Genomic DNA, 23199 nt, shown 5'->3' on the forward strand with positions numbered 1-23199 from the left:
GAAAGGCCACTCAGAAATGAGTGGCCTTTTTTATTGGCTGCCAAATACCGCCACTAAACTGAGCCTCAATAATTGATCTACAGACGCAACTGATATATTTTCAGGTCTACAGAACCATATCGAGGTGCCAATTTATGGCAACAGCCCTTCAAGCCCATGACTTTTCAAGAGAGCAATGCGTTGCCGGCCTCCGCGCAGCACTGAACATCTTGGATAAGTGGGCCGCGTCTTCTGATCAGGCCTGTCGCATTCTGCGCATCTCTCGCAGCACCTACACCCGCGCCAGGCAACGTGACGCAGAATGGTCCGTCGGGCTGGACGCCGACCAATTGCAGCGCATCAGCATGGTGCTAAATATTCACGCAGCGCTTCGTCTTGTTTTCGACAATCCTGAAAATGTCTACGGTTTCCCTTCCATGGAAAACCGCAACGAATTCTTCAATGGGCGCACACCACTCGAGATCATGGCCCAGGGCGACATGATCTCGCTATACGAGACGTTCAGACGGATCGATGCATTAAGAGCCGCCCAGTGGTGATGCTTGGCAGTCTCCCCGCTTCCAGCGGAAAAAGCCTGCAGGCTTACCGCTTGGTGAACTCCAAATTCCCGCCCATTGCCTTGTTCGATGATGTGGCTGATGCCAGAGATTTCGACGCTATCTACCAACTTCAGACATTAACGAACCCAAGGCTGCAGAACGAAATGGGTCGGCTAGAGCTGATTGCCCGCGACGAAATCCCGTTCGGTATTGCTGGTTGCTCGTATGCAGCCGCCCCCTTCACCCACCTGAACCCCGAAGGGTCGCGCTTCAGCGACGGCAGCTTCGGCGTACTCTATCTGGCTGACAAGATGGACACTACGATTGCCGAAGTGCGCCACCACCAGGGCCGCTATTGGGCAAACGTACAGGGGCTCAATTACGAGCGATTTACCTTCCGAGGTCTGAGCTGTAGCTTTAACGATGCCGGGATGAGAGACGCCACAGTGATCCCGCTGACTGATCCCGTATACGCCCCTGACGACTACACCCACTCTCGGCGATTAGGGCACGAAACAAAACGGGAAGGATGCCCCGGCCTGCGCTACAACTCAGTCCGCTCACCCGGCAATACCTGCTGGGCGCTGATGACCCCAAGACCTGTGACATCAATTATCCAGACGGCCCATTACGAGATGATCTGGAACGGCCAGATCATCAGCGTCAATCAGATTACGGGAATGGCGTTGTAATTATGTCGGATTACGCCTGCGGCTAATTCAACCTGCGAAGGTTGGCGGGGGCCAGCGCCTTCAGCCAAGACTCTCGTATGCTCGATTGGCTTGTTTCGATTGATTAAGCCGGGTCAGCTCGCTGGCGATTCGCTCGCGCTCTTGCCGAGCTGCAAGCTGCAGCTCGATATAGAGCTTCGACAAGGCCTCGACCTGCTCGCGCAGAGCCGGGTCGCTATTCTCACCCACTTCAGCCACCAGCTCGCGGCACTGCACATCCAGCGCACCTATCGCTTCCCAATCCTGCTGAGCCAGAGCTTCACGCAAATCTGCCTGGAGCGCTTCAAGTGACTGAATAATGGGTTGCATGAGTGTCTTCCGAGGGTTCGACAGGTGGACGAGGCGCTCGTCATTAGTAGGCCGTCAGTAAATACTACTGGGCGATACCGTCCCAACCAGCTTTGACTTCACGCAACAACCCGGCTACCTCATCGAGAATCGCCGAATCGTTTTTCAGGTTCGCTTCGAGCAGACGCGTGGTCATGTAAGCGTAGAGGTTATCCAGATTAGCTGCGACTTCGCCGCCTGCTTCCTGGTTCAAAGCTTCACGCAGCCCGCCGACAATATCGACGGCCTTGCCGATCAGCATGCCCTTCAGCGCCACATCGCCCCGCTCCATTGCGCCACGAGCCTGCGCAAGACGCGCAAGCCCCCCTTCCATCAACATCTGAATAAGACGATGCGGGCTTGCATCCACAAGCTGCGCATTGGTATTGACCGATTGGTACTGCTTCATGGCTGCCATTGCATACATGGGAATTGTGCTCCATTTGTTGCGGACTAACCCCTATATCGGCACTCACTGGCGCAGCTTTAACAGGGTATGCAATAAAGGTTCGGAACATATCTCATGCAAGATAACGCGGCTGCGCTCAATGCTGAAAAGGCAAAGCTTGCCTGTAGGAGTGGGCCACGCCCGCGAAAACCCGCAGCCATGGCAAGGTGCTGTTCGCAGGCATGGCCTGAACTTACACAACAGCGCATGTGAGCACCGAGCCATGACCCCGAGCAAGATCGCCCCTACAGGGACAGCGCTACACCGTACGGTCGCAAGCGATCACTTAGTCTTTTTGACCACACCCGGCAGGCTGGAAAGCGTCGATTCCAACCAACTGCTGGTGCTGGAAAGCTGCGCGACCATCGTGTCCATGGCGTTGAATTGAGAATAGAGGCGGGCTGATATCGACTCGATCCGCAACGTCAGCTTTTCGCGCTGGGCCTTGATATCGGCATTGGTCGACTCAAGTCCCGAAACCCGCTGTGCCAGGATGCCCCCGGTCTGGCTGAAGCCATCGACCCGACTGTCAAGGCGCTTCATCAAACCGGTTTCGCCAGTAAAAAACTGTCCAACGGCATCGAAGTTAGTGTCGAGTGTCGTCTTGAGCTTCTTATCATCAATCGCCAGTGTGCCGTCCTTCTGCGTGGAGATGCCCAGATCAGACAGTATCCGGACGCCATTGCCGCTACCTGCTGAAATCAGCTCATTCTGAATGCCGGACAGAATGCTGCGGACGCTGGAGTCGCCAACCAACCCTCCCGTCAACGGTTTTCCATCCTCGCCAACCTTGGTCACGCGGGTCAGAGAATTGGTGGTGTTGATCAGGTTGTTATAGGCGGCAACGAACTTCTTGACATTGGCAGTAACACCATCCTGGTCCTGGGCAACCTTGACTGTAATGGATTTTTTATCATCTGCCGCAACCAGGTCCAGAGTGACTTCGGGAATGGCGCCCTCAACCTTGTTGGTCTTACTTTCCATAGCCAAGCCATCGATGCTGAACTTGGCATTCTGTGCTCGCTCAAGCACCCCACCGGCATCTGGAGTGGCCTTGTTTTCAGTATCAATGGCGAGCGAGTTCAATCCCGCGCTGGCACTGATCGAAACATCTTCGCCCGCACCGGTCGTGCTGGAAGACATTACCAGTCGAGTTTTGCCCGTACTGGGGTCTGTCAGCAGGTTGGCGCTGACGCCGGAATCCTTGAGCGCTGCATTCAACGCATTCTTTACGTCTTCAAGCGAGGCATCTGCGCCAATTGCGACTTCAATGCCTTCACCACTGCCCACCTTGACCGTCAGGGTGCCGGCGGCGGTCGTCTTGAAATCACTGGCCAGCGCTGCGGTAGCCGTCTTGCTACCCGTAGCCAGCTGCTCGACTTTGACGCTGTAGGTACCCGACTGAGCAGTCTTGCTGGCGGTAGCGGTCAGCAGGTCGGTATTGGAAGATTTGGCAGAGCGGTTCTCGAACAACTTGATGTCGTTCAGATCCTTGAGTGCCGTCTGGAAGCTACTCAGAGCTGTACGCAACGTACCCAGAGCCGATATTTTTGTGGTGGTCGCAGACTCCAGGCGGTTCAGCTGCGCTTCTTTGGGAGCCTTTTCTGCAGAAACCAGAGCACCGACCATCGCATCGATGTCCATGCCTGAGCCAATACCTGTGATACCTGCCATTTTCACCACCTCGTCATGGGTTTGACGCTATTCAAACAAAGCCAGATAGCAGCAAGAACCGCGCCGCTACGCTTGAGCCTTGAACAACAGACTGCGTGCCTCTTCCAGGTTTTCGGCCAGACGCAGCGCGTCTTCAGTGGGAATTTGCCGCACCACCTCACCGGTAGAACGATCCGTCACCTTCACCACCATCTTGCCGCTGGAATCATCCAGGTCGAAATTCAGGTCTCGACGGATGGTCTGTACGAAATCCTTGATGCTGGCGACCGCCTCACCCAGCGATTCAGCGCTAACCGCCTGTGGTTGTTCAGCCAAAGCAACGTCTGCAACTGCAGAATCACCCTGCCTGCCTGCAATGCCTCGCGGCCCATCCTGCTGCCCCTGCGCCTGAACCGTCTGACTCGGCAACCGGGTTGAAATAGCAATATCCATTTTTATCACCTCGCAATGGCAAAACGGGAGGAAGCGCTCAAGCACTTCCTCCCGCAGTTATTGCAGACCTACCTGTTCAGCTTACTGCAGGAGGCTGAGGACCGCCTGCGGCAACTGATTGGCCTGGGCCAGAATCGCGGTACCAGCCTGCTGCAGGATCTGGTTCTTGCTCAGTGCAGCGGTTTCGGCGGCGTAGTCGGTATCCTGGATACGGCCACGGGCTGCCGAGACGTTCTCACCAATGTTCTGCAAGTTGGCGATGGTGTTCTCGAAACGGTTTTGTACCGCACCGAGTTCGGCACGCTGCGAATCGATCGACTTGATCGCCTCGTCGATGGCCTGTACAGCAATCTGAGCACCCTTGGCTGTAGTCAGATCAATCTTGCTGATCGTAGTCGCGGTAGAGGTACCGTCAGTAGTCGCAACTGTAGTAGCTCCTGCAGTGAAGGCGCCAGTAGCACCACTTACCTGAGTCATGCTGGTAAGTTCGAATGAAGACTCGCCCGCCTCACCTTCCTTCGCAACAATAGTAATGTCACCGGAATCTTTATCTACGAAAGCACCGACGCCAGAGTTAGTGTCGTTAATTGCAGCAGCAATCTTCTGGTTTACCTGAACGTCGGTATCACCCTTGGCGTATTTCGCATCGACCGAGTAGGTTTTGCCAGCTACGGTAAAGCCGACAGAAACAGCTCCACTGGCAGCTGCAGTACCACCGACATCCGAAGCATCAATGGTAGATTCGTAATGAGTGGCCTCAAGCGACTTGGAGCTCATCTCACCAATGGAAACGCTGATGATCTCGTTGGCGGCTGCACCCACCTGGAAGCTGGCAGTGCCGAAGTCGCCATTGAGCAACTGACGACCACCGAAAGTAGTGGTATTGCTGATACGGTCCAGCTCTTTCTTCAGCTGAGTGACTTCGTCATTCAGTGCGCCACGCTCAGAGTCGCTGTTGGAGCCATTGGCCGCCTGCAGGGACAGGTCACGCATACGCTGCAGAATGTTGGTGGACTGCTGCAGCGCGCCCTCAGCAGTCTGCGCCATGGAGATGCCGTCGTTGGAGTTCTTGACCGCAACGTTCAGACCACTGATCTGGCTGCCCAGACGGTTGGAAATCTGCAGGCCGGCTGCATCGTCCTTGGCGCTGTTGATACGGCTACCGGTGGACAGGCGCTGCATGGTGGTCTGCAGGGAGTTGGCGGAGTTGCTGAGGTTGCGCTGAGTGTTCAGGGAAGCAACGTTAGTGTTGACGGTCAAAGCCATGATATGTGTCCTCCATCGGACCTAGCTTGTTTGCCTGAGTGTGCGACCTTGGGGAGGGAACGTACCCAGGCACCCATAAAGTTCGCATTCAATCTCTATTTCGGCGCTGACCTCGAAAGCTTTAGGGGGTAACTGGAAAAATTATCCAGCTCGCTTGACTTCCCTTGACTGCTCAGCCGCCAAACACTGATTCGGCAGGCTGGCAGAAAAGCTGAGGCTCAGGACGATCAATAGCGACAGGCAGGATTGACGGCCTGCAGGCGCTTCCGTCATGAACTTTACGAAAGGGTGTGACATGGCGCGCTACGCCCCTACCAACCGACGTAGCGCCCTCTCCATTTCCGCCTCAGCTCAATCCGGCAACCACGCCTTGCGCCAGGATTCAAGGGTTTCCCCTTCGAGCATCCATTGACTCAGAACAGTGGCGCGCAAAGCGTCTCCCGCCTTGGCTGCAGCATCAAGGTCGCTGATATGGCTTCGGATCGCATCCACCCAATCACGGAAGCGATTCTTAACCCGGGTAACGGGCAAGCCATCTTGATAGCTACGCACATCGCTACAGATGACGGGGTAACCACAGGCACCATATTCGAGCAAGCGCAGATTGCTCTTGCATTCGTTAAACAGGTTCTGCTCCAGCGGTGCCAAAGCCAAATCCAGATTCAGACTGGCCAGTACCGACGGATACTGATGGATAAACACGCCCGCATGGAATTCATGGATGTAAGGTCGAAGCTTGTCCGGGCACATACCAAAGAACACCCACTCAACCTCTTCAGCCAGCTCTTTGACCACGTCAGCGATCAGCTCCAGATCACCCGTGTGACCCGCCCCTCCAGCCCAGCCAACACGGGGTTTCCCACCCACGCCGCGTGCACTCTGCAAGCCCATCCACCACCCCACAGGCAGGCGGTTCTCGATCACCCGGATATCGCCATGCAGTCCGGAAAAGGCTTCGGCCAGCGGTCGGGTGGACACGACGAAACGATCGACATACCCCAGCCCTCGTCGCAGGCTGCGAAGAATGTCTTTGGGCATATGCAGACGGTGGATGCTTTTGATCGGCAGGTTCGGCAGGTAATCGTCCAGCTCGAAAACCTTGAAAGCCTCAGAGAACGCCTGCATCCGGCGCATCTTTTCCAATTGCTCATCGAGCACCGCGCGCTGCAACACAACGACATCTGGCGCATAACGGGCCAGCTCCGCAGGCGACAGCAGGCCCATGGAGAGATGCCCCTCGATCAATCCAGCATCACGCATGGCGTTGAACGGCTGGATCATCCGGTAATGGCCACAGCCTTGTCGATCCGCATGATGGCCCAGTACGACCGGCAGAGGCCGCCAGGATTGCAAGGGCTGCCAGGACAATTGCGGATCGGCCAGCTTGAAACCCTGCTCGGCCTGCAAACTGAAACCAGGGTTGTAGGCCGGATCGCGGGCAATAACCGGCAACCAGCGCTCATAGATCGCATCGTCTTGCGCGGCTGTCGGCGCAACTTCCGGGGGTGCATCCATCAGCAACTGGACCCGTGGCGTCCAAACATTCAGATAGCCTGCCTGTTGCAGCCGCAGACAAAGGTCCACATCCGCCCAGCGCGCCAGCAGAGGCGCTTCGTCGAAACCACCGACCTGTTGGAAAACCTCGCGATGAATCATCAGGCACTCACCGCTGAGGGCCGAATAATTCTGTTCGACCTGCAAACGCTGCATATAGCCGGGATCGTCGAACGAGGCACCCTCGAAGGCATGCCCCGCAGGCCCACAAAGACCGAGCAAAAATCCGGCGTGGCGCACCTTGCCATCTGCCGATAGCAGCTTGCCGCCCACTGCACCAACTTCCGAACGCTGGCCGTGATTGAGCAATTGCTGCAACCAATCCTTGTCCATGACCCCTGCGCCATCGCCCAACCACAGAAGAAAATCCCCTCTCGCCTGTTGGGCTGCCTGATTGCACAGAGTAGAACGCGACAAGGCAGAATCGAAGCGCAACACCCGCAGCTGATCCGTATCCATTGCCTCCACGCCCGCCAGCCACTCGCACATTTCCGGAGCTTGATTGCCATGATCAAGCAACAATACTTCGTAATTGGTGTACCCGGTATGCTCCAGCAGGGTTTCCATGCAGCGCTGTATCTGCGGCAAGCGATCATGGACCACGATCAGGATGCTTACCGAGCCCAACTGCGCGTGCCCGTAGTCAAGCTCGTAGCGCCCCGCCAGACGACTGCCCACTCGGGCCTGCTGATAACCGCGAGCCTGCAGATGGTGCTCGATCACCGCTCGTTCCTGCAGACTATCCCGCAGCGCAAAAGCGTCGCTGGCCAGCAGAGGTTCACTGATATGGCCGATGCAAGCCAGGCCATGACGTTCGATCAGGCGTAACTGGTACTCCAACTCGAAGGCCTCTTTACACTCCGCTGCAAAACCGCCCTGCTCCAACAGAACGTCACGCCGTAGCAGCCAGTGCCGGGAAAGTCCCGCAGGGAAGCTGAGCAACAGGTCCAGATTCAGATCCGGGCGTAGGGCAATCCCGTGCTCGCCATTCTCCAGACGCATCAGCTCATCGGCATACACCGCCAGACAAGAGTCTGGCGCTCCCAGCAGATCCAGCGCCGCAATTAGCAGGCCACTGGTGGTAAATTCAACCCCCGCCTCCACAGTCAGCAGCCAATCGGCCTTACTGGAGGCAGCCGCCGCATTGAGTGCCGCCACTTCTTGACCATCAGCCAGCGGTAACACTTCGGCCCGTCCCTGGACGCCAGGCAAAGCCAATGGCGAGAGCACCCGAACGTCCAGATTGCGGTATCGGTTCTTGTTTTCCAGGCTGAGCAGCGTTCGCTCAACCGCCTCCGCCTCACCTTTGCCATCAAGCAGCATTATCGCGATGCGCGGTCCGCCAGCATTGGCTTGCAGATGTTGATCAATCAGTCCCTGCTGCACATCCTTGGGCCAGCGCTCACCCAGCCAGGCAGACAACGGCACACTGCCCAACCCTCCAGCCCGCTGAATGGCTGCGAGCACATTGACTGGCTTGTACACCCGCGCCTTCAGCTGGGTGATCGGCGCCACTCGCACAAAGCGATTGTCTTCGTTGGTGCGATACCAGCCCAGATCGCGAATAGCCTGACGGAAATCGGCGTGGCCTTTTTCGCCAATGCCGGGTTTGTCACGGCCTTGTTGGCTGAATTGCTCACGGGATACACGGAAACTCGTCAGTGGCTTGGCCAGCATGGCGAGGTTGCCGCGCCTGAGCAGCTTTGCATATAGCGCCAAGTCGGCCACCCAAGTGATACGAACTCCATTGAGTACCGACAAGCCTTCTGTGAAATCCAGCAGGTCATCACGACGACATAAAACAGTACTAGGCTCACCGATGAAATTAATTGTGTGTTCGGCAAAGAACGAGATCAGATCGCGACCCTTGATCAAAGCATCTTCCGAGAAGGGATATACCGTTGCGAGAATATCTGGCAGCGGCCTGCCCTCCTCGTCGATGCGCTGGCGACGCGAGCTGGCCAACGTCACGCTTGGCTCTGCTTCCATGACCGTCACCAGAGAGGCAATACAATCTGGATGCAGCACATCATCGTCGTGCAAAAACTTTACATAGCGCCCTTTCGCCAATGTCACACCACGAGCTGTACTGCGCATCTCCCAGAGACGTTGCTCGTTGTGCTGATAGTAGATGGGAAAATCAGCCCGCGAACGGAACGCCTCGATCACCCGTAAAACATCGTCATTACGTGCATCGTCACACACGATCAGCTCAATGGGCCGGTAGGTCTGGTGCAGGATGCTTTCCAAAGCCTCGGTCAGATACATGCTCTTATATGCCGGCATGACGATGCTGGCCAATGGCGCACCGTCAAAATCATTAACCATTTTGCGCCTCTGCCATCAAGGATTTCAGGCGACTTACCACACGCGCAGCATTGCAGTCGTCCTGATGATTAAAAAAGAATTTCCGGGCTATCCTGTAACGCATACTGGCGACCTGCTCGGGCTGAAGTAATTCCTGCTCCAGTGCAACGAGCAACTCGGTGAAGGTGGTTACCACCGGCCCGGGAAAGGCCAGTTCCATATCGTAAAGCAGACCGTTCTGCTGAGATTGATAATGTTCCAGATCATAGGCAAAGCTGAACACAGGCTTATCGATGTACAACGCATCAATATAAACTGATGAATAATCAGTCACTAGCAGATCAGCTTCTCGCAGCACAGGGGCAATCTCATTGATCCGGGTATGGCCAAGATCGACGATGGTATCGCCATCTATATAACGCTCCAGATTGAATAATTGCTCGCCCTTGCGAAAGTAATGCATACGGAAGCCCAGCACTGCACTATGCTTACGCAATAGCGCACGCAAGCGCTCTATTTCATCATCACTGAACTGATAATATTGGGCAGCTGCAACACTACTTTCGCGATAGGTTGGAGCATAAACAATCAACTTTCGCCCCTGCTTCAACGCACGAACTGCCTGTATTTCATCCCGCAAAAACGCCGGCAAATCAGACTCGCCTCTACGCAAAAAATCATTGCGGGGCAAGCCGGTAACCCATACGCAGGACGGATCAATCGGATGGAACATCGCCGCCATGGCATGACTATCGACATCCGACGAGCTGATCAACCCGTGGTAATGAGCACGCTCTTTGCGTCGCAGCTCTATCCTGTCGACATGCTGGCGCAGCTCCGGCCTGGTCAAGGCAAATAGCCGCTTGAGTGGGATACCATGCCACAAGTTGACCACTATCCGGCGTGTGTAGTCCGGTCGAAGCACCACAAAAGACCCATCGCTCCAACGCCACGAAATGTCTAAAGCAATCGAATTGGTCAACAGCAGCACACCGCAACGCGCCAACGCACAAAGCCCTGTCACGCTCTGCACGTCGACAATCTTGAGATTACATGAATCTTCTAAACGCAGCCCGCTGACACGTCCACGGGTGAAAACAACCTTGCACAGAGCTGGATCATTCTTGACTTGCTCAAATACCGCACGGGAATTCTCTATGAATTGATCAGGTTTCAGCGGATGGACAAAAAAAGCCCAGTGATCCCTGCGCTTCGGCAACAGCCGGTCATAAACCCACCACAAAGGCAGAAGCCAACGTGCGAAACGTCCTAGCCTTCCGCTATATCCGTTCATGCTTCTCGCTTAATTCACGGATCAAAGCACAAATCGCCTCAATCTCATCGTCTGCCAAGTCAGGGTAAATCGGCAGACACAATACGCTGTGAGAGATCGCCTTGGCCACAGGCAATAATGCAGGTGCTGCGGATGGCAATCCGCGGTACATAGGAAAGTCACTGATAAGCGGGTAGAAATAACGGCGCACCATAATGCTGTGTGCTCGCAGGCACTCATATAACTGATCCCGGCTCAACCCAAAAGCTTCACTCAAAAGAATGGGAAAATATGCATGATTGGAGAAGCTCTGCCCATGAAGCTCAACACAATGTAAACCCGAAACACCAAAAAGGCGCCGCCGGTACAGCGTATCGATTTCTTTACGCCGTGCCAGCGCATCGTCAATATACTGAAGTTGCAACAAGCCGAATGCTGCATTGATTTCACTCATCTTGCCGTTAATGCCTGGCGCAACCACCGTCGTCTCATTAACAAAACCAAAATTCTTCAGATGCCCAATACGCTGATAGGTCTTGGCATCTGGACAGATAATTGCCCCGCCCTCAAAGGTATTGAACACCTTGGTAGCATGGAAACTGAGCACACTAAGATCCCCATGCCGCAGAATACTTCCACCCTCGTCGCGCACCGCAAAGGCATGGGCAGCATCATAGATCACCCGCAGGTTATAGTTGTCAGCAATGGCCTCGATGGTCCGAACGTCGCATGGGTTGCCATAGCAATGCACGGGCATGATTGCCGTGGTCTGCGGAGTAATGGCAGCCTCGATCTTCGCTGGGTCCAGGTTCAGCGTATGTGGGTCGATATCCACAAATACTGGTTTGATGCCGTTCCATAGCAGCGAATGCCCGGTAGCCACGAACGAATAGGGTGTAGTTATTACCTCACCAGTGATTCGCAGCGCCTGCAATGCCGTAACCAGAGCTAGCGTGCCATTGGCAAATAGCGCGATGTGCTCGACCCCTAAGTATTCGCACAACGCCTGCTCTAGGGCCTTGTGCATGTCACCACCATTAGTGAGGATACCGCTGGCCCAGACTCGCTCCAGATAGGGCAGGAACTCTTCCAGAGGAGGCAACAATGGCCGTGTCACAGGAATACGCGCTTTCATCAGACCCCCTCGAAAACCAATGGATACACGCAATGACCAGGCACCAAACTCGCTAACCTCTCGCTATCTGGGAGGGTTCGCATGCCAACACCGCCCACCTCGGCAGACCAGAAGACCTCATATCCAGAAGCATGCTGTAACGGCAAGGTCTGTAACACATCGCGTGTCAACAGGGCTCGCCCTATACGGAAATAACCCCAGATATCGCCCATCCGGTAATTCATCACCAAGCCATAGACAATAGACTTGTCACGAGGCGGCCTAACCTGGAGTAGTGATAATTCGTAGGCATATATCCCTTCTGCTCTCCGCCCCAGCTCCCGAAAAGGAAAACTCCCCTCTCCACACAAGCCCTGCATTTCAAACTCCAGATTGCAACCGGCCTTGATGCTTTCTGCAATCTGCAATTCGAGGTATACAGAGTGCTCGCCAAGACTCAGGGTAGACACATGGAAGAAGCCGACCACGGGAAAACGCACCTCAGCCAGGGAAGAATCAATACCGAATTCGGGATTATTAAAGAACGGCTGACTCCAGTACACCCTGCCATCACGCTCAACTACTCCCGCATCAAGCGGAAGCCCCAAAAGATAACAGAGGCCAGCGATTTCGTTCCTTTTAATCAACGCAAGATACATGAGGCGCCTAGGCCCCAGTGCTTGAATATCCAGATCGCCATAAAGCTCAAGTAGAGCTTGCATACTCTCCATATAAACACTACGGAAGGCTATCGAGCCAACAATTCCACCAGCAACATGTAAAGCCCGATGTAGATTATTTACGGCTACCAGTTGCCTATACCACTCAGCATTGGGAACACCTTCGAAATTCCGCCAGTCTATATACATAGAGCGGACACGATCACGGAAATTCTCTGGGTCGTTTTTCCGCTGCGTAATGGACCGTTCGCCTTCGGCATTACGCAAACGCCAGATATAGACCAGCTGTGGAATGATTACCGTCCGCTGACTATAGAAATAAGCTTGGCGAACGAAAACGCCATCCGCATATAAAAGACCAGGCTCCATGCCCAACCCATGCTTTCGCAGAAACTCAAGACGAAAAATCTTGTTCCAGTAGAACGGATCATGGAGAAGATCGGGGAAATCAGCAACGCTATCAACCACCCGGTGAGTCTTCCAGACAAAAGGCTCATATAGAAAAGTTACGGTGGAGATACCATTGGCGTTTAAACGCGCAGCACGGCCTATCACCACATCAGCCGAGTTCTCTATGGCCTCATGCATCATTAGAGCATAGCCATCAGCGGTCACTAGATCATCCGAGTCAACCAGTGCCACATAAAGACCACGGGCCATCGTCAATCCCAAATTACCAGCAATAGCCCCCCCTTCATTGGCCTTCCGAATACATCTAAAGTTAGTATACCGAGACTGATAGGACTGACAGATTTCATAACTTTCATCCTGACTACCATCATCAATCGCGATGATCTCAATATTCCTGTAGTTTTGAGTCAACAAGGAATCAAAACAGGCCTGCAAATAATTAGCCGTATTGTAAACCAGAACAACAATCGACAATAGCGGCGCTGCGCCTTCAACAGACATAATCACACTCACCTTACTCGCGCCAGTCAATTAACTGGTCAATACTATCCAAATCAAATACTGGAATACCGAGAGCCTCACTGACATCTAACCGCTCACGAAAAGAGTCATCAATAAACAGGGCATGATCGCCCTTCTGGATATAGCTGCTTTTCAAGCGCTCATCAACGATATGAATGATCGAGACGAACAGCTCCTTGGCAATGCAATACCTGGCTAAGGTTTCATAAGGACAACTCTTGTGCCGAGTGATCAGGTGCACCGGAACACCACCAGCCGCCCATTGATACAGCAGCACAATCAGTACCGTATTAACACGCCCTCGATGCAACAGGGTATCGTCCAGATCAATATAGACCTGGTCATACTCCAGCTTAACTTGGTAGCGACTGCGCAATGCGCGATCCATAACGATGGGATAACTCTGCACAAGCAGACGAAAGGGCAATCCGAGGTGAGCATACAGCGAAAGCAAGGGATAATTGATCCCTAGATGCCGCGACAAGCCCATTGAGCCTGCTATGCGTGGAGCAATCTCCAACAACTTCCACCGCCCTTGGGTATCCTGCCTAAGCTGGAAGAACCAAGCCCCCTTGAGTTTCAATCGCTGAGCAATCTGCTCAGAAATGTCCATGATGGATGCGTCAGCATCAAAGGGGCGGGTGCGCACGCTAATACCTGACTTGACCCGACAGCGCTCACGAGGTGCAATATTTCTCAAACATCCATCGGTATCCGACAGACAGTCGACCGTCAACTCCAACCCAGGCAGATATTCGGAGAATACATATTCAACCGTCGCATTGAGTAACTCCTGATGCCGTCCGGCATCATGCACGATTTCAGCTCCCTGTGAGCCCTGGCTGACAGCCGGTTTGGCAAAGATCGGATAGTTTGCATCAGCTAGGCTTACCGGTCGTGGAATAAAATCGCAATCGGCGAAGAACTCATAGGTACTGTTCTTGTTGCGACAGATTCTAGCCTGCTCCAAGTCAGGAACAGCGGCAGTCGCCAATAGTGACTGCGCAGCTTCGGAAAGGCGCAGGAAAACGCTGTCATGAGCAGGCATAATTATATCGATGCACCACTCATCGACCAACTCATTCAGCTGACCAATGAAATCCTCCGAACTAACACTTGCACTAATTTGTCGATAATTACCATAGGTGAATTCACCATGATCGGAAACCGATGAAACCCCATACAGGGTAATATTCTTCTGCCAAGCCAAGGCCGCATGGATCTCTAGGCCGATCTCTGAACCGCAGGGAAATACCAGAACATTCACCGTCTCGTTGCTCCCATATATTTACGCCTCATTAGCACTTCCTGAAATCAACGAGCAAAGCGGGCATACTGCCGGCCCAAATGATCCATATAATCATCCACCTCCAAACTAAGCACCTCACCAACCACAGAATCCGCCTCCACATTCCAGTTGCGTAGACATTGCCGAGTAAACAGGAAATTACTAACTGGATCATGAATTGCCAGCGCAGGAAACATATTCATTTGGCAATCGCGATAACCACCTGCGAAATTGGCTGTGACGTAGAAGTTAGAATTGAAGACCTTCAGCCGCGCCGGCTGGAAGCGCAATACATCCATTAACACACGTTGTACCGCATTAGGGGCACCGAATAGAAACGGGCTCTCGTATCCCCAACCACGCAAGTGCTCTCGCACAGGGGTGCAAACGTTGTCCAACCATCGCACATCGGGTCTATTACGCTCCTCAACCACCACCCAGAGCAATGCATTCATCGCGTCTAGATATTCGGCGCAACCGTTCATCAGATTAATAGTCGAATAATAGCCAATATCAGTGCGTTGACCGAATCGCTCCGATGCTAATACAACCGAAGGTCGAGGGTTAAAACGAATGACCAAATCGAAGCCATCTATCTCACGTCCATTATCCAAGCCAACATCTACGGGCCCGACAACAGCAATACTCTTGCCATGAATCAGCTCGGCGAACTCTGTATCCTCATGCATTCGTGGATATTCCCCCTGGGGCCGCCTCGGGAAGTACAACTCGGACAACGTCACGATTCTCTCAGCAGCAGCCCGCTCCCCTACTTTTCGTTCTGAAACCTGTGCAGTCAGAGCCTGCATGCCAGCCTCATCTCCATTCTCGCTCTGAAAAGCCACCGCAAAGAAGAACTCCGGCAAACAGGAATCGTGCGAGGGGGGAATAGTTGCTCTTGCCGTTTTCTCTACGAAGTCGGCACGAAAACGACGATACAGGTCATAAAAACCATGCAGTAGAAATAACCGAGCCAGAAAATGCACATAAGGTCTGGGCAGACTGACTAGTAATTGAGGTTCGGCTCTAAAAAAATTAGCCACCCCCTGGACAGAAGGGAGTGACCAAGGCCCAATTACGGTCGAGAGATTCCGGTCAGTCTGTGCCAGCACCGAAACCAGTAAGGCCAGATGCTGACGGAACTCGAAGACCAGCTCATCTGACCAACCCATACAATCGATGACCAAGTCCAACCCGGCCAGCTGCCGGGAAAACAAGCAGGGATGCTTAAAGAAAGCCTGCTGTACCACTTGCTGCAAGCGCCTCTCGGGAGCCCCATCAAGCTCCAAAAGTGACTGGATGAATGCCTGCCAGCGGTAATAACCAACAGGGAACGCCCAACTGGACGGCTTTCTCCTCTCCAGATGATGCAGCAGCTCGAAGGCCTCTCTCCAGCGGGCGTCAGCATAGATCTGCATAGCCTGACGATAGGAGACTCGCGAGACCAACTCGGAATTCTCGGGAAATAAGAGCACGGCCTCTGCTAGAACCTGCTCATGCAAAGCCCAATCCTGCACAGCCTCAAGTGCTCGAGCGCAAGCGTGAAAATCTTCCGTACAGGTCAGTGCGCCCAACCGATACAACTCTCGCCACAGGGTGGCAGCTCTCTTCCAATCCTGCGCCTGCAGGCCAGCCAGCGCCTCTTCTATCAGTTGAGCATGCAACACTGGTGTTTCTACAATCCGGCTCATTCAGAAAAAACCATGGTTCTTGGTCAACTCGTTGACGCTCATACCCATAGAAATATCCAACAGAATTTTTTTCTCGCTACCGCCGCGCTGAATCACCGAATCAATCACCTGATCTTCCACTTGGCGCGGAATGACTACAACACCTTCCTTATCAGCAAATACAAGATCCCCCACGGTTACTGAAACCCCAAAGATGCTGATCGGCTTGTTGATCGAGTCGACAGTCGCCCGCTGCCTGACATCCTGGCAAGTGTAACCGCTAGAAAATACTGGGAAGCCCAGCCCATAAACCTCTGAGCTGTCACGCGTCTTGCCGCCAATTACGGCCCCAACCGCACCGGCACGAATTGCCAGATTGGCATTCAATTCACCAAAATAGGCATAATCGCACAGGTCGTTCTCAACCATGATGATGTCGTTGGGAATAATAGTATTGTACGACTGTAACGCCTGGTAGATACCCTCAAACCGTTCCCCGTCATGTAAAGCGCGTAGTCGCAGTGTTTTTGCCCGAGCCAGAAGCTTGCACCCTTGGATGTTGGGCTGCAGCCCCTTGATTATCTGAGAGCGATACCCAAGATCATCGAGAATATCTGAAAGTAGCGACGAGGACATAAACCCCTTGACGTTATTAAGCAACTTACGGTCTCTCTCCCTATGCCCCGCCGCCAACAAGTTGGCCATTTCAAACTCGTCCGGGAAATTTACGTCGAAGGCATCCTCAACCGTTGCTTCTATCTGATAGGGACGCTCACCTATACGGCGCTGCAGTTTCAATGCAGCATTGCGCCTGACAATATACAATCCCATCGTTTCAATTACAGTATCCGGCAAGTCTACGCTATTAGGAATATGATTGATGTCGTAGATCGGCCCATTGCCATTCCATGTATATTGCTTTTCACGCTTTATCAGCACAGCAGAATCGAACTCTGGCTGATTCTTAAGTACATTAACGCCTTCCAAGATACGCAGAGGACTTATGAAGGGGCTAGTGCAAAGAACCTGGATATAAATATCAGCCTCAACATGCGCCACTTCATTCATAAACAGAGCATTGCCATCAACCTTGTTTGTAGCAAGACTGGGATTTCGGCGCAGTATTTTCGCACCACTGGCTGACGCCAGCTCCATAATATCTTCACTTTCCGTATCGAGGTAAACCTCATCAATGAAAGAGCATGCCATCAGCTTTTCCAAGGTATGCAAAAACAAGGGCTTACCATCCAACAAACGTGTATTCTTATTTTCAACACGATCACTGGTTCCTTTAGCAGGAAGAAATGCAACCACCTTCATTTTACACCTCATCAACACAGTAATTAAAGACAGAACAGGAGCCAATGCCCAACATCTATGCTACCGAAACCGAGCACACCACAGCGGGTCGACACAGAGCCACTTTCCAACCATTAGCTAATTCAAACCACTTGAGAAAACGCATAATTAATACTATCTGCGCAATACTGCGAATTCAATTCACGCTAAAACTCAAAAAACCACCAATTCAATCACTGCGAAGCGCCTTCAGCAATAGATGTACTTCCTCACCCTCATACTCGCTGGACAGCAATCTACCTAAAGACTCCCGCAACTCAGTCGATGAGACGCCATGGGTTCTCTCCAAGTAAATCACCTCACAAATATCTCTGAGATAATCGAATCGACCGGACCAGTCACTTCCCATCACAAAAATATCGACACTATGCTCTGTAATGTCCGCCACTTTCTGCTCCCAACTTACTTCAGGAATCACCAAGTCGACACAGCGTAGCGCTTCAAGAATCTCCCTGCGCTCCTCATATGGCAGTAATGCTTTCTTCCCCTTGATAGCATTGAACTCGTCAGTAGAAACAGCCACGATCACCCGCTCACCTAGATCGTGCATGCGCTGGAGCAATCGCAGATGACCAATATGGAACATATCGAAAGTTCCATAGGTAATAACCGTCTTCGCCATCATCTAAAAACCACCCCCTGAGCCCACTGCGCAAACTCCCCCCAAAGCCTGCAAAGCGCCTTCTCTCGTGTATGAACCGGCCCATACCTTGAATCCAAGGTAAGACGTCTTGCCTCCTTCGACCCAGGGCTTTTCAGCGCAGAACCAAGCATATCGGTTCGAGGCTCCAGCCTCATGGAAAGCATTCTCTATTGCCTCCTGCCTTTCCTGTATAAACGCTCGATTCAGATACAGAAAAATCTCGAACCCTACCGCGCTATCCGCTACATCCATATTCTGAAAATAGGCAAGCGTAATATTGGCTTCTGGTATCGTTTGCGCCCAGTTGGCCGGAAAAAAACGCAGTGCACGATAACCATTGCTCCAAGTCTGGCTACGCGTGGATACAGCTGTGTCGATCCCGTCACCGGTCAGTGCGCTGGTCACCCGGCTCACGCCTTCCTGCGGCAGCTCTTCCTCGAAATGCTGCTCACGCTCGGCAGCGATGCTTTGCCAGTTGATCGGTGCAAGATTAGAGGTTTCCATCAGGCATGCTCCACCAGGCAGCACAGCAAGGCCTTGCTCAACCAGGAGGGCACCTGCGGGTTAGCTCCCACGAACAAGGCCATCAAGCTGGAGGTGGTTTTTTTCAGATAGCCACGGCCACCGCTGGAAAAGAAATTGATCTCGCCTTGGGGCTTTTCCGGCAGGCGGGCAATGGCATTCAACACTTGTGAGAGGCTGTCGCAGGTCATCACTGCCATTAAAGAGTCCTGCCGGCCAGGCTAATCACTGTATTTATATCGCATCACGCCTTACCCATGGAGCCATGAGGCACGATGTTGCAGATCGGCGGGACGAGATGAGTGGCTGCGCCTGCTCCCATTTGTGTCAGTTAGCCGTCGCCTTAAAGCCATGAGCAAGGATCAGACCAAAAGCATCCTAGGCCTTCGCCGCCCGCAAGAATGCCATCAATTTAATGGCACCTCCATGACTGGCATGCGAGCTTTCATGGTGAGCAGGCTTTCAAGAAGGGTGTGCCGCAGTGAACCGTTACGAGCACTTGCAAAAGCTTCGTGGCTGAAGCTGCGTTCGCCCAAAGTGCTTACTGGAGTTGCTTGAAGGGGTACATAAAATCCCCTTGTATGGCGGCCCGGTCCTGCAGGCAGGATCGATCTTCCCGATGTTCCGCGTCGGAACGCAACCAGAGCCGCTTCGTGTTGCAGCGGCACAGAGCGTCCCAAGCCGGTTCCCACGAAGGAGCGTGGGAACCACCGGGTTCTATGTAGCACCCAGGTGGTGTGCTCCGGAGCTTTTTCTCTGGTCAGGAAGCCGCACGCTTTCCAACAAGCTCCTAACCCTGCGCCTTACCCTTCCAACCCCGCCAACCGCTCCAGAAACACCTCTTCATCCAGCACCTCCAGCCCCAGCTCATTAGCCTTGGCCAGCTTCGACCCCGCACCCGGCCCCGCAACCACACAGCTGGTTTTGGCTGATACAGAGCCGGCGACTTTGGCGCCGAGGGCTTCTAGGCGGGCTTTGCCTTCGTCGCGGCTCATGGTTTCGAGGGTGCCGGTCAGGACCCAGGTTTGGCCGGCGAGTGGCAGGCCTGCGGCTTCCTTACGCTCGCTCTCCCAGTGCATGCCGAATTCGCGCAATTGCGCTTCGATCGTGCGGGCGCGGGTAGCGTTTTCGGGGTTGTCGAAGTAATCGCACAGGGAGCGAGCAGCCTTTTCAGTTAGGCGTTCGACCTGACGCAGGTCGAGCCAGCCGGCGGCGATGATTGCCTCCAGGCTGCCGAAGCGATCCGCCAGGCGTTTTGCGCCGGTGCTGGCGATAAAGGGGATGTTCAGCTTGTCGATCAAGCCAGCCAGGGTGGCGCAGGCGGCGAATTCGGGATGCAGCTCGCCCTCCTCCTGCAGCTCGACGCCACGTTCGCGCAGTTGGGCGATGACCGTGCGGTTGTGCTCGTCTTCGAAGAAGCTGTGGATTTCATGGGCGACTTCAAGGCCCACTTCTGGCAGGTAGACGAGCACATCCGGTAGTGCGCGACCAATGCGCTCCAGAGAGCCCAGTGCGCGTGCCAGCAACTTGGCAGTTTCCTCGCCGACATCGGGAATGCCCAGCGCATAGACGAAACGCGCCAGCGTTGGCTTACGGCTGGCGTCGATGGCGTTGAGCAGGTTGCGCGTGGACACCTCGGCAAAGCCTTCCAGCTCGATGACCTGCTTATGGGTCAGGCAGTAGAGATCCGCCGGGGAATTGACCAGCCCCTTGTCCACCAGCTGTTCGACGATCTTGTCGCCCAGGCCGTCAATTTCCAAGGCGCGGCGCGATACGAAGTGGATGATTGCCTGCTTGAGTTGCGCCTGGCAGGCCAGACGGCCGACGCAGCGATAGATCGACCCTTCGCTGAGCGACTCGCGGCCCTTGCTGCGCTTGATCAGTTGGGTGCGCTCGACTGCAGAACCGCACACCGGGCACTGCTCGGGCACCTGTACGGCACGGGCATCGGCGGGGCGGCGTTCGGGGATGAGGCCGAGAATCTGCGGGATCACGTCGCCGGCGCGGCGCACGATTACGGTGTCGCCGATCATCACGCCCAGGCGCGCGACTTCATCCATGTTGTGCAGGGTTGCGTTGGAGACAGTAACGCCTGCCACCTGCACCGGTTTGAGCCGCGCCACGGGGGTGATAGCGCCGGTGCGGCCCACCTGAAATTCCACATCCAGCAGTTCGGTGATTTCTTCACGCGCCGGAAACTTGTGAGCGATGGCCCAGCGCGGTTCGCGGGCGCGAAAACCCAGTTCGCGCTGCTGTTCCACGGAATTGACCTTGAACACCACGCCGTCGATTTCATAGGGCAGCGCATCGCGTTTTGCACCGATGGCATCGTAGTAGGCGCGGCATTCAGCAACACCCTTGGCCAGCTTCAGCTCGCGGCTGATGGGCAAGCCCCAGCCTTTCAGCGCGTTGAGAATGCCGATATGGGTACCCGGCAATTCGCCGTCGCTACGGCCCACGCCATAGGCGCACAGCTCCAGCGGACGGCTGGCGGTGATCTTCGAATCCAACTGGCGCAGGCTGCCTGCTGCGGCGTTGCGTGGGTTGGCGAAGGGCTTGGCGCCGCTTTCCAGCTGCCGTGCATTAAGCGCCTCAAAGCCGGCCTTCGGCATGTAGATTTCGCCACGCACTTCGAGCACTGCCGGCCAGCCGGCCCCGTGCAGCTTGAGCGGGATATTGCGCACGGTGCGCACGTTGGCGCTGATGTCCTCACCAGTACTGCCATCGCCACGGGTGGCGCCACGCACCAGATGGCCGTTTTCGTAGAGCAGGCTCACCGCCAGGCCATCGAGTTTGGGCTCGCAGCTGTAGTCAACTTCCGCGCCATCACCGAACAGATCACCCGCTGGCAGATCCAGCCCTTCACGCACTCGGCGGTCAAAGTCGAGCAGGTGCTGTTCCTCGAAGGCATTGCCGAGGCTGAGCATCGGTATTTCATGGCGCACCTGATCGAACGCCGCCAGCGCCTCGCCGCCAACACGCTGGGTGGGCGATTCGGGTGTCACCAACTCGGGATGCTCGGCTTCCAGCGCTCTCAGTTCATTGAACAGGCGGTCGTATTCGGCATCGGGAACGCTGGGTTCGTCGAGGACGTAGTAGCGGTAGTTGTGGGCGTCGATTTCGCTGCGCAGTTCGGCGATGCGCTCGGCAGCAGTTTGGGCGGAAGGCATATGACGGAGCCGTAGCGAGGTGATGAAGGGTGTGGATTCTAGTCGATTGGAAGGCTGGCTACAGCGTGTGGGCACCTGCACCTGGATTAGCAGCTTCACGGGCATGGCCCGTTCCCACATAGGGGATTAGCCGGTCGCGTCACGTCCCCTCGGCATACCGCCGCGCAACACCGTAGGAGCGAGCCATGCTCGCGAATGATTCCGCGTCAGAGTATGGCTTGTTCGCGGGCGTGGCCCGCCCCTACAGCTCGTTTGTTCGTAGGGTGGATCACGCTTCACCGATCCACCGGGTGGCGATCCACCGAGCGGAGTCACGGTGGATGTAAAAAACGACATCCACCCTACAAGGGCCGTGAAGCCTCCAGCGCTCTTATCGGCTTTTAACGCTTGACCGTCATCTTGCGGCGCTCGTATTCGACGATGCGCTGGCGGTAATGCTCGATGGTTTGTGCGGTGAGGACGCTGCGTTGGTCGTCCTTCAGCTCGCCGTTCAACTCGGCAGACAGTTTGCGAGCAGCGGCGACCATCACGTCGAAGGCCTGCTTGGGATGACGCGGGCCTGGCAACCCGAGGAAGAAGCTCACCGCAGGTGTAGTGAAATGGTCGATGTCGTCCAGATCGAAAGTGCCGGGCTTGACCGCATTGGCCATGGAGAACAGTACTTCGCCGTTGCCGGCCATGCTTTCGTGGCGATGGAAGATGTCCATTTCACCGAAACGCAGACCGCTTTCCAGAATGTTCTGCAGCAACGCCGGGCCTCGGAAGCCGGACGGATCACGGGCGATGACGTTGATGACCAGCACTTCCTCGACAGGTGGCAGCTCCTGCTCGGGCTCTTTGCCTTCCGGCTCGTCATATTCATCGGCAACCGGATTGAGCAGCGTCGGCACCGGCTCGTCACTTGAAAAATGCAAGTCGCCCTGGTGAGGTTCGCTGGTGCGGCGATTACCGTTATCCCGCGCGCTGATCGACGGCAGATCGTCCTCGTCCAGCGCCGGCTCGCTGTTACGGTTTATGACGCGCGGCGGGCCGAGCACTTCATGGGTCTCATCGTCGTCGGGGAAACTATTGGCAATATTGCGATCCAGCTTGAATTTCAACTTGCCCTTGCTACCGCGCATCCGCCGCCAGCCATCGAACAGAATGCCGGCGATGACAATGATGCCGATGACGATCAGCCACTCGCGCAGACCGATATCCATTAATGCGTAAACCCCTGAATTCGATGATAAAGACGCAAATTAACAGCCGCTGAACAGGCCAATCTGC

Annotated in this window: 19 protein-coding genes; 2 read left to right on the forward strand and 17 right to left on the reverse strand. The window is 54.6% G+C overall.

Annotated features, from left to right (window positions below):
• Nucleotides 1–134: 134 nt before the first annotated feature.
• Both NAV32_RS15405 and NAV32_RS15410 read left to right on the forward strand, forming a co-directional pair.
• Entirely contained in the window at nt 135–539 is a 405-nt protein-coding gene (locus tag NAV32_RS15405) for an antitoxin Xre-like helix-turn-helix domain-containing protein (protein WP_256053676.1), read from the forward strand.
• On the forward strand, nt 539–1231 hold the full coding sequence (locus NAV32_RS15410) for an RES family NAD+ phosphorylase (RefSeq protein ID WP_256053706.1): 693 nt from the start codon (nt 539–541) through the stop codon (nt 1229–1231). The genes NAV32_RS15405 and NAV32_RS15410 overlap by 1 nt, the downstream gene beginning before the upstream one ends.
• Before the next feature lie 60 nt (nt 1232–1291).
• Here the strand turns inward: NAV32_RS15410 and fliT are convergent, their stop codons facing one another.
• The 17 genes from fliT to zipA all read right to left on the reverse strand — a co-directional run bounded on the left by fliT (nt 1292) and on the right by zipA (nt 23132).
• Nucleotides 1292–1579, reverse strand: coding sequence for a flagellar protein FliT (gene fliT / locus NAV32_RS15415; RefSeq protein WP_256053677.1), 288 nt, complete (start codon nt 1577–1579; stop codon nt 1292–1294).
• 64 nt (nt 1580–1643) lie between these two features.
• Entirely contained in the window at nt 1644–2024 is a 381-nt protein-coding gene (fliS, locus tag NAV32_RS15420; protein WP_256053678.1) for a flagellar export chaperone FliS, read from the reverse strand.
• 303 nt (nt 2025–2327) lie between these two features.
• A complete protein-coding gene (gene fliD / locus NAV32_RS15425; RefSeq protein WP_256053679.1) occupies nt 2328–3719 on the reverse strand; it encodes a flagellar filament capping protein FliD in 1392 nt (463 codons plus the stop codon).
• Between the two features lie 66 nt (nt 3720–3785).
• Entirely contained in the window at nt 3786–4151 is a 366-nt protein-coding gene (locus NAV32_RS15430) for a flagellar protein FlaG (RefSeq protein ID WP_256053680.1), read from the reverse strand.
• An 81-nt stretch (nt 4152–4232) separates the two neighbouring features.
• Nucleotides 4233–5417 (reverse strand): flagellin, encoded by a 1185-nt coding sequence (locus tag NAV32_RS15435; protein ID WP_256053681.1) that lies wholly within the window; start codon nt 5415–5417, stop codon nt 4233–4235.
• Between the two features lie 351 nt (nt 5418–5768).
• A complete protein-coding gene (locus NAV32_RS15440) occupies nt 5769–9299 on the reverse strand; it encodes a glycosyltransferase (RefSeq protein ID WP_256053682.1) in 3531 nt (1176 codons plus the stop codon).
• Nucleotides 9292–10572, reverse strand: a complete 1281-nt coding sequence (locus NAV32_RS15445; RefSeq protein ID WP_256053683.1) for a CDP-glycerol glycerophosphotransferase family protein — start codon at nt 10570–10572, stop codon at nt 9292–9294. Before NAV32_RS15445 ends, NAV32_RS15440 begins: the two co-directional genes overlap by 8 nt.
• Nucleotides 10559–11689, reverse strand: coding sequence for a DegT/DnrJ/EryC1/StrS family aminotransferase (locus tag NAV32_RS15450; RefSeq protein ID WP_423836441.1), 1131 nt, complete (start codon nt 11687–11689; stop codon nt 10559–10561). Before NAV32_RS15450 ends, NAV32_RS15445 begins: the two co-directional genes overlap by 14 nt.
• Nucleotides 11686–13257 carry a glycosyltransferase gene (locus tag NAV32_RS15455; protein WP_256053685.1) on the reverse strand — a complete coding sequence of 524 codons (1572 nt, stop codon included), beginning with the start codon at nt 13255–13257 and terminating at the stop codon, nt 11686–11688. Before NAV32_RS15455 ends, NAV32_RS15450 begins: the two co-directional genes overlap by 4 nt.
• Nucleotides 13258–13270: 13 nt before the next feature.
• Nucleotides 13271–14545 (reverse strand): ATP-grasp domain-containing protein, encoded by a 1275-nt coding sequence (locus NAV32_RS15460; RefSeq protein ID WP_256053686.1) that lies wholly within the window; start codon nt 14543–14545, stop codon nt 13271–13273.
• 47 nt (nt 14546–14592) lie between these two features.
• A complete protein-coding gene (locus NAV32_RS15465) occupies nt 14593–16257 on the reverse strand; it encodes a hypothetical protein (protein WP_256053687.1) in 1665 nt (554 codons plus the stop codon).
• A complete protein-coding gene (locus NAV32_RS15470) occupies nt 16258–17556 on the reverse strand; it encodes a cytidylyltransferase domain-containing protein (RefSeq protein WP_256053688.1) in 1299 nt (432 codons plus the stop codon).
• Between the two features lie 208 nt (nt 17557–17764).
• A complete protein-coding gene (locus NAV32_RS15475) occupies nt 17765–18220 on the reverse strand; it encodes an adenylyltransferase/cytidyltransferase family protein (RefSeq protein WP_336604871.1) in 456 nt (151 codons plus the stop codon).
• Nucleotides 18221–18742, reverse strand: a complete 522-nt coding sequence (locus NAV32_RS15480) for a hypothetical protein (protein ID WP_256053689.1) — start codon at nt 18740–18742, stop codon at nt 18221–18223. It abuts the gene before it with no gap.
• Nucleotides 18742–18960 carry a hypothetical protein gene (locus tag NAV32_RS15485; RefSeq protein ID WP_256053690.1) on the reverse strand — a complete coding sequence of 73 codons (219 nt, stop codon included), beginning with the start codon at nt 18958–18960 and terminating at the stop codon, nt 18742–18744. The genes NAV32_RS15480 and NAV32_RS15485 overlap by 1 nt, the downstream gene beginning before the upstream one ends.
• A 603-nt stretch (nt 18961–19563) precedes the next feature.
• Nucleotides 19564–21930 (reverse strand): NAD-dependent DNA ligase LigA, encoded by a 2367-nt coding sequence (ligA, locus tag NAV32_RS15490; protein ID WP_256053692.1) that lies wholly within the window; start codon nt 21928–21930, stop codon nt 19564–19566.
• A gap of 380 nt (nt 21931–22310) precedes the next feature.
• Nucleotides 22311–23132, reverse strand: a complete 822-nt coding sequence (zipA, locus tag NAV32_RS15495) for a cell division protein ZipA (protein WP_256053693.1) — start codon at nt 23130–23132, stop codon at nt 22311–22313.
• Between the last annotated feature and the right edge of the window lie 67 nt (nt 23133–23199).

It is taken from the genome of Stutzerimonas stutzeri (assembly GCF_024448695.1).
Classification (GTDB): domain Bacteria; phylum Pseudomonadota; class Gammaproteobacteria; order Pseudomonadales; family Pseudomonadaceae; genus Stutzerimonas; species Stutzerimonas stutzeri_T.

What these genes read in the sequence shown, in the direction of transcription:
- NAV32_RS15445 (WP_256053683.1), bottom strand. Translation starts at nt 10,572, where the DNA reads ATGAACGGATATAGCGGAAGGCTAGGACGTTTCGCACGTTGGCTTCTG.
- zipA (WP_256053693.1), bottom strand. Translation starts at nt 23,132, where the DNA reads ATGGATATCGGTCTGCGCGAGTGGCTGATCGTCATCGGCATCATTGTC.
- NAV32_RS15440 (WP_256053682.1), bottom strand. Translation starts at nt 9,299, where the DNA reads ATGGTTAATGATTTTGACGGTGCGCCATTGGCCAGCATCGTCATGCCG.
- NAV32_RS15470 (WP_256053688.1), bottom strand. Translation starts at nt 17,556, where the DNA reads ATGAAGGTGGTTGCATTTCTTCCTGCTAAAGGAACCAGTGATCGTGTT.
- NAV32_RS15455 (WP_256053685.1), bottom strand. Translation starts at nt 13,257, where the DNA reads ATGTCTGTTGAAGGCGCAGCGCCGCTATTGTCGATTGTTGTTCTGGTT.
- NAV32_RS15430 (WP_256053680.1), bottom strand. Translation starts at nt 4,151, where the DNA reads ATGGATATTGCTATTTCAACCCGGTTGCCGAGTCAGACGGTTCAGGCG.
- NAV32_RS15435 (WP_256053681.1), bottom strand. Translation starts at nt 5,417, where the DNA reads ATGGCTTTGACCGTCAACACTAACGTTGCTTCCCTGAACACTCAGCGC.
- NAV32_RS15405 (WP_256053676.1), top strand. Translation starts at nt 135, where the DNA reads ATGGCAACAGCCCTTCAAGCCCATGACTTTTCAAGAGAGCAATGCGTT.
- NAV32_RS15480 (WP_256053689.1), bottom strand. Translation starts at nt 18,742, where the DNA reads ATGGAAACCTCTAATCTTGCACCGATCAACTGGCAAAGCATCGCTGCC.
- NAV32_RS15485 (WP_256053690.1), bottom strand. Translation starts at nt 18,960, where the DNA reads ATGGCAGTGATGACCTGCGACAGCCTCTCACAAGTGTTGAATGCCATT.
- NAV32_RS15410 (WP_256053706.1), top strand. Translation starts at nt 539, where the DNA reads ATGCTTGGCAGTCTCCCCGCTTCCAGCGGAAAAAGCCTGCAGGCTTAC.
- ligA (WP_256053692.1), bottom strand. Translation starts at nt 21,930, where the DNA reads ATGCCTTCCGCCCAAACTGCTGCCGAGCGCATCGCCGAACTGCGCAGC.
- fliT (WP_256053677.1), bottom strand. Translation starts at nt 1,579, where the DNA reads ATGCAACCCATTATTCAGTCACTTGAAGCGCTCCAGGCAGATTTGCGT.
- fliS (WP_256053678.1), bottom strand. Translation starts at nt 2,024, where the DNA reads ATGTATGCAATGGCAGCCATGAAGCAGTACCAATCGGTCAATACCAAT.
- NAV32_RS15475 (WP_336604871.1), bottom strand. Translation starts at nt 18,220, where the DNA reads ATGATGGCGAAGACGGTTATTACCTATGGAACTTTCGATATGTTCCAT.
- fliD (WP_256053679.1), bottom strand. Translation starts at nt 3,719, where the DNA reads ATGGCAGGTATCACAGGTATTGGCTCAGGCATGGACATCGATGCGATG.
- NAV32_RS15465 (WP_256053687.1), bottom strand. Translation starts at nt 16,257, where the DNA reads ATGAGCCGGATTGTAGAAACACCAGTGTTGCATGCTCAACTGATAGAA.